This is a genomic window from Pseudoalteromonas sp. CO342X (assembly GCF_004208915.1).
In the GTDB taxonomy this organism is placed as follows: Bacteria; Pseudomonadota; Gammaproteobacteria; order Enterobacterales; family Alteromonadaceae; genus Pseudoalteromonas; species Pseudoalteromonas maricaloris.
Genome location: NZ_SGPH01000010.1, coordinates 273,592 through 286,922, shown reverse-complemented (window position 1 = coordinate 286,922; position 13,331 = coordinate 273,592). Strand labels below are relative to the sequence as shown.

At 43.5% G+C, this 13,331-nt stretch carries 11 protein-coding genes; 7 read left to right on the top strand and 4 right to left on the bottom strand.

What is annotated here, in order from left to right; genetic code table 11:
* Positions 1–23 precede the first annotated feature (23 nt).
* Entirely contained in the window at positions 24–1,724 is a 1,701-nt protein-coding gene (locus EXT47_RS03290) for a Zn-dependent hydrolase (protein ID WP_130125878.1), read from the top strand.
* Between the two features lie 47 nt (positions 1,725–1,771).
* Here the strand turns inward: EXT47_RS03290 and EXT47_RS03285 are convergent, their stop codons facing one another.
* Positions 1,772–2,053: a hypothetical protein gene (locus EXT47_RS03285; protein ID WP_010606121.1), complete on the bottom strand. Its 282-nt coding sequence runs from the start codon at positions 2,051–2,053 to the stop codon at positions 1,772–1,774.
* A gap of 136 nt (positions 2,054–2,189) precedes the next feature.
* Positions 2,190–2,582, bottom strand: coding sequence for an HIT domain-containing protein (locus EXT47_RS03280; RefSeq protein WP_010372146.1), 393 nt, complete (start codon positions 2,580–2,582; stop codon positions 2,190–2,192).
* A 112-nt stretch (positions 2,583–2,694) separates the two neighbouring features.
* On the opposite strand from EXT47_RS03280, the gene EXT47_RS03275 reads away from it, so the two are divergent.
* From EXT47_RS03275 to EXT47_RS03255, 5 genes are all read left to right on the top strand, one after another.
* Positions 2,695–4,926, top strand: coding sequence for a S9 family peptidase (locus EXT47_RS03275; protein WP_130125877.1), 2,232 nt, complete (start codon positions 2,695–2,697; stop codon positions 4,924–4,926).
* Between the two features lie 374 nt (positions 4,927–5,300).
* Complete coding sequence (locus EXT47_RS03270) at positions 5,301–6,941, top strand: methyl-accepting chemotaxis protein (protein ID WP_130125876.1); 1,641 nt, start codon at positions 5,301–5,303, stop codon at positions 6,939–6,941.
* A gap of 147 nt (positions 6,942–7,088) precedes the next feature.
* Positions 7,089–8,135, top strand: a complete 1,047-nt coding sequence (gene gshB, locus EXT47_RS03265) for a glutathione synthase (protein WP_010372154.1) — start codon at positions 7,089–7,091, stop codon at positions 8,133–8,135.
* A complete protein-coding gene (locus EXT47_RS03260; RefSeq protein WP_039493723.1) occupies positions 8,119–10,098 on the top strand; it encodes a flavohemoglobin expression-modulating QEGLA motif protein in 1,980 nt (659 codons plus the stop codon). The genes gshB and EXT47_RS03260 overlap by 17 nt, the downstream gene beginning before the upstream one ends.
* A gap of 59 nt (positions 10,099–10,157) precedes the next feature.
* Positions 10,158–10,943, top strand: a complete 786-nt coding sequence (locus EXT47_RS03255) for a hypothetical protein (RefSeq protein ID WP_130125875.1) — start codon at positions 10,158–10,160, stop codon at positions 10,941–10,943.
* 9 nt (positions 10,944–10,952) lie between these two features.
* Here EXT47_RS03255 and EXT47_RS03250 read toward each other — a convergent pair whose 3' ends face one another.
* Positions 10,953–11,231: a hypothetical protein gene (locus tag EXT47_RS03250; protein ID WP_130125874.1), complete on the bottom strand. Its 279-nt coding sequence runs from the start codon at positions 11,229–11,231 to the stop codon at positions 10,953–10,955.
* The gene (gene yaaA / locus EXT47_RS03245; protein WP_010606114.1) at positions 11,228–12,004 is read right to left on the bottom strand and encodes a peroxide stress protein YaaA; all 777 of its coding nucleotides are present in this window, start codon (positions 12,002–12,004) and stop codon (positions 11,228–11,230) included. Before yaaA ends, EXT47_RS03250 begins: the two co-directional genes overlap by 4 nt.
* A 272-nt stretch (positions 12,005–12,276) precedes the next feature.
* Between yaaA and tal the strand changes: the two genes are divergently transcribed.
* Positions 12,277–13,227, top strand: a complete 951-nt coding sequence (gene tal / locus EXT47_RS03240; protein ID WP_130125873.1) for a transaldolase — start codon at positions 12,277–12,279, stop codon at positions 13,225–13,227.
* Positions 13,228–13,331 lie beyond the last annotated feature (104 nt).

The window sequence follows — 13,331 nt, the reverse complement described above, 5'->3', positions numbered from 1 at the left end:
AATTAAGACAATAAGGGAGCATTATGAAACACTCTATGATTTCGGTTGCAATCGCACTTGCAACAGGTCTCACCCTAACTGGCTGCTCTGAGCCATCAACCTCTTCTGAGAAACCTAGTGCACAAACTGAGCAAGCACAAGTTGATACTAAACAATCAGGCTATAAGCTAGTTAATGCATCTCAAGACCGGCTAGATATTTATACCCCAGTAACGCTAGAAACAGATTTAAGTCACTTAAACGATAACCAAAAAAAGATGTTAGCTTTACTCATCGACGCTTCGGTTATTATGGATGATTTATTTTGGCAGCAAGCATTCGGCGAAGACAAAGCAACATTCCTAAGCAAAATCTCAGACGAAAAAGTACGCCAATTCGCGGACATTAACTATGGGCCTTGGGATCGTTTAAATGGCGACCAAGTTTTTCTTTCTAGCTTTGAAGAAAAAGCACTGGGTGCAGAATTTTATCCAAGCGACATCACCAAAGACGAGCTAAATAACGCCGATGTAAAAGATAAAACAGGACTGTATTCTATTATCCGCCGCGATGAAAGCGGCAAGCTTTACAGCACTTCTTACTCATCCGCGTATAAAGCAGAATTGGATAAAGCCGCAGAGCTTTTACGCCAAGCAAGTAAACTGGCACAAGATAAAGAGTTTGCAAACTACTTAAACTTGCGCGCAGATGCATTAGTCAATAATAGCTACCAAGCGTCTGATTTCGCTTGGATGGACATGAAGAATAACCCGATTGATGTGGTAATTGGCCCAATTGAAACCTATGAAGACCAGCTATTTGGCTATCGCGCCGCTTTTGAATCTTACGTTCTGGTTAAAGACTTGGCGTGGAGTGAGCGTCTCGCTAAATTTGCCGCTTTTTTACCTGAGCTACAAACCGGCTTGCCTGTTGATGAAAAATACAAGCAAGAAGTGCCAGGCTCTGATGCCGACCTAAACGCATATGACGTCATTTATTATGCTGGCCACTCAAACGCAGGTAGTAAAACCATTGCGATTAACTTGCCAAATGACGAAGAAGTGCAACTCCAAAAAGGTACGCGTCGCCTACAGCTTAAAAACGCCATGCGCGCAAAATTCGATAAGATCTTAGTACCAATTGCTGACCAACTTATCGTCCCTGAGCAACGTAAGCACATCACCTTTGATGCTTTCTTTGCTAATACCATGTTCCATGAGGTGGCCCATGGTCTAGGCATTAAAAATACCATTACAGGTAAAGGTACTGTGCGCCAATCACTGCAAGAACACGCCAGTGCGCTTGAAGAAGGCAAAGCAGATATCCTAGGCCTATATATGGTTGAGCAACTACTTAAAAAAGGCGAGATCACCGAAGGTACGCTTGAGGATTACTACATCACCTTTATGGCTGGTATCTTCCGCTCAGTACGTTTTGGCGCATCCAGTGCGCACGGTAAAGCAAACATGATCCGCTTTAACTTCTTTAAAGAAGAAGGCGCGTTTTCTAAGAACACGGATGGTTTATATCAAGTGAATATGGAAAAGATGGGCGCAGCGATGGAGAAACTGTCTAACCTTATCCTAACGCTACAAGGTGACGGCGACTATCAAAAAGTAGACCAACTGATCGCAACACACGGCGATATCAAAGCGGAACTACAAAAAGATCTAGATAAGCTTTCCAAAGCGAACATTCCTGTTGATGTTACCTTTAAGCAAGGTAAGCAGGTGCTAGGACTGTAATTACCGAGCACACCATGGTAGTGCTTACTACCATGGTGTAATTAATCCTAGATACAATAATCTTTGATTTCTCTTTGGTGTTTTTTGATGGCTTTTGTAGCTTTGTCAGATTTAGCAATCGCTAAATTTACTTTCGCATCATCGCATTTGTCTTGTAGCTCTTTGCGCATCAGATAATTTTGATCTTGCTGTTGCTGCGCCAACCCTTCCACACCACTATATTCAGTTCTGGATTCTGGTTCACGATCTTTTTGATAAGGCTCTGGCACAGTCGCCTTACAGGCGGATAATAATGATACTGCCAAAATAACAACTAAACTTTTATTCATATCGCGTACTCCTTGATTTAAAACGGCAAAAGTCAATTTCAGTTATAACAGTTCCAGATATAAACACAAAACACGTAGAGCTTAAAAGTTTGTAAAGCGCTTGATGTGTTTTCAGTCTCATGGCCTTTTTGAGGCTTTAAGCAAAACTCGCTTTTAGCTGCTCAACTTCCTCATCACTATAGGGTTTTGCTGGATAGAGTCCCCAAACCGGTTTTGGCCATGCAATATCGGTTTTAAATCGTGCAATGTGGTGCACATGTAGTTGCGGCACCATATTACCAAGCGCAGCCACATTTAATTTATCTGGGGTAAAGGTGTCTTGTAACAAACGACTCAGCTTGGCCGATTCTTGCCAAAATTGAACTTGCTGCGACTCAGGTAAATCAATAATTTCTTTCGCGCCCACAACCCTAGGTACTAAGATAAACCAAGGGTATTGTGAGTCATTCATTAACAATACGCTACACAGCGGCCACTCGGTAATTAAGATACAGTCTCGTTGTAATTCTTTAGCTAATTCAAATGACATAGTGAAACTCTTTAAATCCTATTTACTCGGCACTCTATCCGAATTTGTTGCTATTGCAAAGCGGCTTCATTACCATCCGATCAGACTTTAAAAATATAACAAGGTGGCTACCGTGCACTCTCGCATTAAACACTACACCATCGCCCTTCCGTTAGCGCTTGCCTCTGTCACCGTTAGCGCAGAGCAACTAACGCTAGAGCGACTTTTTGACGACCCGTCTCTTTCAGGTAAAGCGCCTGTAAAACTGCAATTTTCTCCTGACGGTTCTCGTGTTACTTATCTTCAAGGTAAAAAAGAAGACTATAACCGTTACGACCTTTGGGAATACAATCTAAAAGACAATACCAACCGCTTGTTGGTAGATTCTGCGGCGCTATTTTCTGGCCCAGAGAACCTCTCAGATGAAGAAAAAGCACGTCGTGAGCGTCAACGTATTTTTGGCCGTGGTATTTTAGAATACAAATGGTCAAAAGATGGCAAAGCGCTACTTTTCCCACTCAATGGCGACTTGTACTACTATGAAATCGCTTCTGGTAAGAGCAAGAAACTAACGGAAACGGAAGCATTCGAAACCGACGCTCGCTTCTCACCAAAAGGTAACTTTGTTTCTTTTATTCGTGAGCAAAACCTCTATGCCATTGACCTTAAATCGGGTGAAGAAACGCAATTAACTAAAGACGGCGGTGGCGTAATTAAAAACGGCATGGCTGAGTTCGTTGCTCAAGAAGAGATGAGCCGTATGACGGGCTATTGGTGGTCGGGTGATGAGCAACAAATCGCCTTCACACGCATTGATGAAAGCCCTGTTCAAGAAGCCATTCGTAACGAAATCTATGCCGAAGAGGTCAAGTTATTCAATCAACGCTATCCATATACGGGTACTGCTAACGTTGAAATTGAACTGGGTGTTGTAAAGATCAATGACCAAAAGGTGGATTGGATTGATTTAGGCGACGATAAAGATATCTATATTGCCCGTGCAAATTGGTTAAAAGACAACAAAACATTGTCATACCAGTGGCAAAATCGCTCACAGCAAAAACTGGAACTGCGCTTTTACGATACTAAAAGCAAAAAGCAGCAAGTCGCCCTGACCGAAACCAGTGATACTTGGATTAACCTACACTTTGACCTTGAATTCCTAAAGGACAAAAAGCATTTCGTTTGGGCATCTGAGCGCGATGGCTTTAAACACCTTTACCTGTACAGAACCAATGGCCAACTTGTACGCCAAATCACTAAAGGCGATTGGATTGTTGAAAGCCTTCAGGGCATTGATGAGAAAAAAGGTATCGTATACTTCTCTGGCCGCAAAGACACGCCGCTCGAAAGCCACCTATACAGCGTACCACTTTTTAAAGATGGCGATGCAAAACGTATTACCGAAAAAGGCAGTTATCACAGTGTTGTACTGGCGAAAGATAACCGTACCTTTATCGATAAAAGCTCTTCTGTAAACCGTCCACCAGCCGTTGCGCTACGCAAAGTGAATGGTGACTTTGTTACTTGGCTTGAAGAAAATGCGCTGAATAACGAACATCCGTTAACGCCTTATTTGAGCAATTTAGCTACGCCAGAATATGGCACGCTTAAAGCGGAAGATGGTCAAACCATGTATTACCGCTTATTTAAGCCCGCAAAGCTTGAAAACGGTAAGAAATATCCTGTTATTGTGAACGTGTATGGCGGACCTCATGCACAACGCGTGACCAACAGCTGGCGTAGCAAAAATTTGTATTTCCAATATCTTGCACAGCAAGGTTATGTGATTTTCCAATTAGATAACCGAGGTTCATATAACCGTGGTAAGAAGTTTGAAGATCCAATCTACAAGCATTTAGGCGTCGTGGAAGTAGCCGACCAAATTAAAGGCGTAGAGTTCTTGCGCACGCTAGAGTACGTCGACCCTGAGCGTATCGGTATTTATGGTCACAGCTATGGTGGTTATATGGCGCTGATGACAATGTTTAAAGCCGGCGACTACTTTAAAGCCGGTGTCTCTGGTGCGCCAGTAACTGATTGGGCTCTCTATGACACACACTATACTGAGCGTTATCTTGGTCACCCAGATACAAATGCCAAGGGCTATGAGCAAAGTGCAGTGTTCCCTTATGCAGATGGACTAAAGGGCCCGCTGATGATCTATCACGGTATGGCCGATGACAACGTACTATTTACCCATGCAACTAAACTATTTAAACAATTGCAGGACGAAGTTAAGCCATTTGAAATGATGACTTATCCAGGCTCAAAGCACAGTTTACGTGGCAAAAAAGTACAAACCCACTTGCATCAAACCATTACTGACTTCTTTAATCGTCATTTTGAGGTTGAAGCTAAGTAAACACTTAATAGCGCCCAGTTTCCTATAAGCTGGGCGCTTCTTCTCTACATTTAGTTCTAATCCATTGGTCTAATTGTTTATTCTTCAAGACTAAGAAAAACTGAATTTATTGTTCTATCTCAAGTTATATATAAATTGCATTAAGTAAATGAGCTATTTAAAGCGGAGAAATAGTTTTAGTAGCAAGGCAAAAATTTTGCTATTTAGTTGTTCTAAATGAGAAATTTTTAACGAAGCTAATATGGTATTTCACCCTTCAAATTGGTTGGAGAATTAACGCAATTGGTATTACTACTAAGATTAATTAGTATGAATTGATGAGGCGTTCGCGCCGCTTGCTACTTTCAATAATAAAACGACATAAGGATTGCATTATGTCCAAACAGTTTTTCCGAAACCTCACCATCTTCCAGCGACTCGCGTTACTGATCATAGTGGTTATTATCGGCGTTATCCTTAAAAGCGCAGTGAGCTTATCGCAGCAATATGATGCACTCGAAAAGCAGCAATATCATAAAACCCAAAATCTTGTTGAAAATGCCTATAGTTTAGTGGCTTACTTCCATCAACAATATGTATCTGGGGAACTCCCAGAAGCGCAAGCTCAATCCGCAGCCCTTAATGCCGTTTCGGCTTTACGATACGAAGGAAATAATTACTTTTGGATCAACGACTATCACCCCAAAATGGTGATGCACCCTTTCAAGAGCGAGCTTAATGGCAAAGATCTCAGCCAATCAAAAGATCCCACCGGCAAGCGCTTATTCGTTGAAATGGTACAAGTGGCAGAAAAAAGTGGTGCGGGATTTGTTCCCTACCTGTGGCCAAAGCCCGGTAAAGAAGCCCCTGTCGAAAAAATATCTTACGTCAAAGCGTTTACACCTTGGGGTTGGATCATCGGCTCCGGTGTATATCTCGACACTATCGAAGCTGAGTTTGCACACATTCGAAATTTGCTATTACTTGAGATGGCGGTGCTTATTATTTTGCTATTCCCATTTAGTGCAATCATAGGTAAGAGCATCATCACCCCCATTCAACAAGCCAAAGACATGATGAAAGATATCGCTCAAGGCGAAGGCGATTTGACTCGACAACTCGACGAAAGTGGTAAAGATGAGATAACCGCGCTTGCCAAATACTTTAACTTGTATACTGAGAAGATGCGTCATTCCATCGCGACAGTGGCCCATAACGCCAAAGAAGTTGAAACGCTGGCTAATCAGGTAAAAGCGGCTGGCGAAGAAAACTTGGCATTTATTGAGTCGCAAAATGACAATAGCCGCCAAGTCGCCACGGCTGCCGAACAAATGACCATGCAAGTTCGTGAGATCAGTAGCAATGCAGACACTGCAGAGCATTCCGCCGCAGACGCACGCAATTACAGTGAAAAAGGCAAACAAACTATTTCTCAAACCATCGCCGCCATTAAAAAACTGTCGGAGCAAATTCAATCTGTGAGCGTGACAACAACGAGCCTTGCGCAAGAGAGTCAACATATAGGATCGGTGCTCGATGTTATTCGAGGTATTGCGGAGCAAACTAATTTACTTGCATTAAACGCGGCAATAGAAGCCGCTCGAGCAGGTGAACAAGGACGAGGCTTTGCTGTTGTTGCCGATGAAGTACGCACACTTGCAAGTCGTACGGGACAAAGCACAGATGAAATCCACAACATGATCGAGCGACTGCAAAAAGAAGCGCAGCAAGCCGTAGCTGCGGTTAAAATTAGCCAGCAAATCTCGGAGCAAACAGTGGAACAGGTCCAACATGCAGATAGCGCATTGACAGAGATTGAGCGCCTAATTGACGCTATCTCGGATATGAGTACCCACATCGCCAAAGCCACCGACGAGCAGAGTCTTGCAGCACAAGAAGTTAATGAGCGAATAGCTCAGCTTTCTGACTCCACCCATCACTCTTTGGATACCACACATTCACTCAACAACACCAGTGAGCAACTAACACGAGCAAGTCACGAATTGAGTGACATAGTTAACCGCTTTAGAGTATGATATCCACCTTGCAGAGCACCTGTCAGTGCTCTGCTTCTTGCCCAGTAGATGATTGATATTCCTTATCTTGTCGATAAAAATAATCCGTGAGCGTCTAAGCTATTTTACCGCTATATTGCCAATTTATTTGCTGAGCAAAAATAGCCCGTGAAAATCTGTTTTATTATGTACCCTTGGGAGCGTGTAGAAGCTGAAAACGACAGCACGCTAAGACTTATCCACGAAGCCGTATCGCGCGGTCACGTCGTTGCCATCACCACCGTAAACAACCTTACGATTCGCGAAAGTGTTGCTAGTGCCTTCTGTGATGTATTTGTTGCAGGCCAAAAAGTATCTGATAACTTCGTGAGCTTTTACAACAAAGCTGAGTTTAAAAAAGTACAGCTTCCTTTGGCAGGTTTTGACGCAATATTTATGCGCGCTAATCCGCCGCTTGATACCTTAGCGATGAACTTTTTAGACTCTGTTCGTGATGATACTTTCATCATCAACGACATTGATGGCCTGCGCATTGCTAATAACAAGCTATACACGGCATCTTTCCAAGGCATCGCGAGAGAGTTTATTCCAAATACGCATGTATCTAAAAACAAAGAGTATTTAGAGCGTATATTCTCTGAGTCAGAGCAAGAGAAAATGATCTTAAAGCCGCTTGATGGCTTTGGCGGTCGCGGTGTTATCGTCGTTGAAAAACGCGCGAAGCAAAGCTTTAGCTCACTCCTTGAGTTTTATATTGGTGGCGACGAGGCTGGTAAAGGCAGCAACTACGTCATTTTACAAGATTATGTTGAAGGTGCCGACGAGGGTGATGTTCGCATCCTAATGCTTAACGGCGAACCGATTGGTGCCATGAAACGTGTGCCTGCAGCAAATGAAGTGCGTGCCAACGTACATGCCGGTGGCAAAGTGGTGAAACACAAGCTCACTAACCAAGAAAAAGCGCTATGTAAGCACATCGGTCCTAAGCTTGTGCGTGATGGTTTGTATTTTGTTGGCATTGACGTGATAGGCGGCAAGCTTATCGAAGTTAACGTACTCTCGCCTGGGGGGATAACCCGTATTAACCGTTTAAACCGCTGTAAGCTGCAAGTGCAAGTTATCGATTTTGTAGAGAGTGTGGTGCACGCCAAAGAGCTAGTAACGCATCGCAAAAACCAATTCCGTCAAGTAATAGAAGATGCTCATGCTATCTGAACAAGCCATCATTGCCGCGCTTGAAGCCGGCAAACCCATCAGTGGACAATTTGCTGAAGGTGCTTTTCACCTCGAAGTGAGGGAATACGTGCCTTATGTCGCCACTGCTGTACACGCAGGCCACCGCACCCGTGCTAGCCTAAAAGGCTTGTTCGCCATTAGCGATACTGAGCGTTTACAAGAGGAAGATCCGTTTACCGACGGCATGATTGAATCATTACCCATCACGCTTATCGCGCGTGACTCACGTTACGAATACGATCTTAACCGTGCGCCAGAACTTGCGATATACAAAGAAGCATGGGGTAAACAAGTGTGGAGCCAAGCGCTACCAAATGCAGACATAGATGTTAGCTTGTCAAAGCATGCAGCCTATTACCGTGTGCTCAGTGCGCTGTTAACCACGCTTGAGCGTAAGTTTGGTGCCTGCTTGCTATTTGATGTGCACAGCTATAATTATCAAATTCGTAGCTACCCTTATGCACCAACCTTTAATATTGGCACTGCACAACTTGATACCTTGCGTTTTCGCGCCGTATTAGATGAGCTGAAAAAGCAGCTAGGACTGAAAAAACTGGCAGGCCAGCTGGTGGATTGTGCTGAAAATACCGTCTTTCAGGGCCATGGTTATCAAGCGCAATATATTACCAGCCACTTTGATAACACCTTAGTGGTGCCATTGGAAGTGAAAAAAGTCTTTATGGACGAAAACAGTGGCGAATTATTCCCTGTGGTGTTTGAAAAACTACAGCGCAACATGCATGTTGCTTTGAGTAAAACGGCAAAAACATTTGCTAAAAATCACTGCTATAAGCCACTTCGCAAAGCAAAATCAACGTCGCAGCTTGACCCTGCGCTGATTAACGTGGACTCAGCGCTATACCGCATAGCCAGAAACCTTGAAACGCTGCATTACGTTAACCCAAGTAATATCGCACAAGAGAAACGTCGCTTTTTCTCGAAACGTCATTATCAGCCTGCGTTTAAATATCGCCCGCTGAAAATTGACCCGTATGAGTTTAAAGAGCAACTCTATCGCTTGCCCGTTGGAAAAATCCAAGATCCGATCGTAAAAGATTTATATCGTAAAGTGATTGACAGCTACGCCACAAAAATCGAACTGATCACCCAAATTGGTCGCGAAGCCTTTTTGTATAACTCGCTACGCTATTATGGTGAGCCGGATTACAACGATATAAATAATGCGACCTTCTTGCTGCACGCGCGCGAAACCGAAACCTTGCCAAAAAAAGACATTACAGCCGAGCAGGCCTTAGTACGCTTTAATCAAGCGATTGAGACCATGGGCTTACCTTGTAAGGTCGCTATATCAAGCAAGCTCGTTGCCAAAGCAATGGTCGACAATAGTAAACGTCTTCTGCTTGTAAATAGCAGTGCGATGCTATCTGAGCTTGATATCAATGCCTTGATAGAGCATGAAATTGGCGTGCACTTACTCACGACCTTAAATGCTGACGCTCAGCAACTTAAAGTGCTGCACTTAGGTTTACCTGGCAACACCTATACTCAAGAAGGCCTTGCCATCTATCGCGAGTATCAATCTGGGCAAATAAATCTGACACGATTAAAAGTATTAGCGCTTAGGGTGATTGCGGTCAACATGCTGCTTAAAGGCGATAAATTCTATCAAGTGTATGAGTTTTTAGCTGACTCAGGGGTATTAAACGTCAATGAAGCCTTTGCGCTGACCACGCGAATTTTCCGTGGTGGTGGCTTTACTAAAGATCATCTCTACTTAAAAGGCTTTAAAGACATAGTGCAGCTTGCCAATACTCGCAGCTTAGATAATTTATATCTCGGTAAAACGGGCATTGCGCACTTAGATGCACTGGACGCGTTAGTAGAGCAAGGTATATTCACAAGGCCTAAATATCTGCCGGATACAAGCCGAGATCCTAAGCCTGATGCAATCCTAAGTTATTTAATTTCTTCAATTAAATAGGCCAAATTCGCCACTGTGGTTATACTAGTACCATCTAGTATCTACCCAGTGGCTTTGTTTTGACACAACAGGAAATAGATTTACTCGCTTTTGAGCTGGCAAACCTTCGTCTCAAAGCCGATCTTACACTTGCACCAAAGTACAGTTATTTTTCAGATAAACCCTACCCGCTTGGTCGCTGCCTAGAAATTCGCGATGAAATGTTTAAACTCGTCACCACGGAGCTCAAGCAAAATTCAGAACGTTTATCTGTGCTCAGAAATTACATGCTTAAAGAGAATGCCGAGCTCAAAAAAGTATGGGGTTCGCTACGCGATGAGTACTTTCAAAATGCGATGTTGGTGGGAGATTGGTATATAGATACCGCAAACGATACGGTGAATGCAAACAAACCCAGAGTTGAAATCAAACCCATCGCACAATCAGGCTTTTCAGCCATCACTAATTTCGAGCAGTTTGTTAAGATTGCTCGCGCTTACTGGCAAGTGGAGGTGTTTAAAAACACCGCCTTTCCAGCCATCGCGCCTTATTTACCGTTAATTTGTGTCAACGCAAAAGGCGCTACTTGGTTAGCTGCGGCCAATGACGATATGATCAAGGTCGCTACCAACAGTGAGTTTAGGCTATCTGAGCAAATCCTCTGTCAGCTGCCAGAGCCTGACTCTGTTATCGTATCTCGCTGGCAACAGACCCTAACTGGCATCGATGCTTTAGATGACATCTTATTGCAAACAGGAAAGCCTGAAGGGTTTTGTCAACTGTACAGAGCTGCCGAAAAGGCAACGGATTTAGCATTTAGAGACAGAGTTGTACGCGCCTATATGAGCTTACCCAAAGGCGCGTAGCGTAGTGAATTAGAAGGAAGCGGGATAAGTCGGTTTTTCGTCCGTAATTTCCCATTTATCTTCTGTTGGTCTATCCACTCGACATTGATTTTGCTGTTGGAAACACCTGTCCTCACAGTTTTGTACTTGCATCGGATCCGAGTAATCTTTGCGACAGCTCATAGAACACGAACGTGAATCACCTTCGCAATCGACCGGCACATTGCTGACTCGAGTGGTAAAATGTCCACTACAGCCGCTAACTAACACAGCGGCGAACACTGCCGCTACCCATAATTTTGTTGTCATTGTTCTGCTCTCAAAAACACCGGTTCTTGGGCCTTTTGCGTTGCTTCTTCACTAAAGCGGTATCCTGCAATATCAAACGCTTTCAGGCTTTCCAAATCCGATACTTGGTTCTCAATGATATACCTTGCCATCATACCGCGCGCTTTTTTCGCGTAAAAACTGATGACTTTGTATTGACCATTTTTACAATCTTTAAAGATAGGAGTGATAATGTCGCCTTTCAGCGCTTTCTTATCTACCGCTTTAAAGTACTCATTTGAAGCTAAGTTTACCAAGTATTGTGTTTGTGCCCCTTCCATGACCTTATTCAGTTTTTCAGCGATAATCGTGCCCCAAAACTCATACAGGTTTTTGCCACGCGGGTTACTTAACTTTGTACCCATTTCTAAACGATAGGCCTGCATTAAGTCAAGTGGTTTTAGGATGCCATACAGCCCAGATAAGATACGTAAATGATTTTGCGCATAATTTAAATTAGCCTCAGTTAGGCTTTGTGCTTCTAAACCGACATACACATCGCCATTAAAAGCAAAAATAGCTTGTTTAGCATTGTCTTGTGTAAAAGGCTCTGACCACTCGGCAAACCTTGCCGCATTTAAGCCAGCGAGCTTGTCGCTTATCTTCATTAAGCTACCGATCTGCTGTGGTGATAAATCGCGACAAACTTGAATAAGTGACTCGCTATGCTCCAGCAGCTCTGGCTGTGTGTGCATCTTGGTTGGTGCGGGTGTTTCATAGTCTAGGTTTTTCGCTGGAGAGATAACTGTGATCATGGTTTGCCTATTGACTTAGCTAGTAATTAATGTCAATTTCAACACTATCCCCAAGTAACTTCAAGTGTTTGTCCGCTTTCACTTGGGTTTAAGCAATTCGCTGTTAAGGTACAGCTTCGCTTTACAACTCGACCTTATATAACAACAACCTCAAATAGCGAGTGTGATATGTCGCCCGATACGGACATATGACCTATTCAGCTATTTCATGGTGTTGCAACATAAGGCGTCTAATATCACTTCGCTGTTATCAATATTGGAATGAGGAACACATGACTTCAGCATTAGATAGGCTAAAACAACATTCATCAATCGTCGCTGACACCGGTGACATTGAAGCCATCCGCAAGCTACAGCCTGAGGATGCAACAACTAACCCTTCTCTTTTACTTAAAGCGGCAGAGACGCCTGCTTATCAGCCTTATCTAACAGAAGCTTGGGATTATGCCAAAGCCAATGAAAGTGACGCTGAAAAGCAATTAGCGCTTGCTTGTGACTATTTTGCCGTTGTGATTGGTAAAGAAATCGCAAACTCTGTGCCGGGATATATCTCAACAGAAGTAGACGCACGTTTATCTTTTGATACCGAAGCGACTATCGCAAAAGCAAAAACGCTATTAAATTTATATGAAGCGCAAGGCGTAAGCAAAGACAAAATCTTGATTAAGATTGCATCGACTTGGGAAGGTATTAAAGCCGCTGAAGCACTGGAAAAAGAAGGTGTTAAGTGTAACCTAACGCTGCTATTTAGCGAAGCGCAAGCACGAGCATGTGCCGATGCAAACGTATTTTTAATCTCACCATTTGTTGGGCGTATTCTAGATTGGCACGTTGCCAACGGCCTAGAAAAACCAACTGACCCACAACAAGATCCGGGTGTGCAATCTGTTCGTAGTATTTTTGAATTCTATAAACAGCACGGTTATAAAACCGTTGTAATGGGCGCCAGCTTCAGAAATACAGGTGAAATTCTAGCCCTAACGGGTTGCGATAAGCTCACGATTAGCCCTTCTCTACTAGAAGAGCTCGCTGCAATGCCTGCAAACGAAAATTACCTACTTCAGGCTGACTTTGCGCCTAAAGCAAAACCTGCTGCGCTTAGCGAAAGTGAGTTCCGTTGGTTACATAACCAAGACGCAATGGCCACAGAAAAGCTTGCTGAAGGTATTCGCTCATTTGCCGATGCACAAGAAACACTAGTCGCACGCTTTAAAGCACTGTAAGCGCCTTAAACATTCGATTTCGAAACGCCGCATATTGCGGCGTTTTTGTTATCGCTCTCAATACAAACCTTTCTGACACCTCCTAGATATCACCCGAATTGACC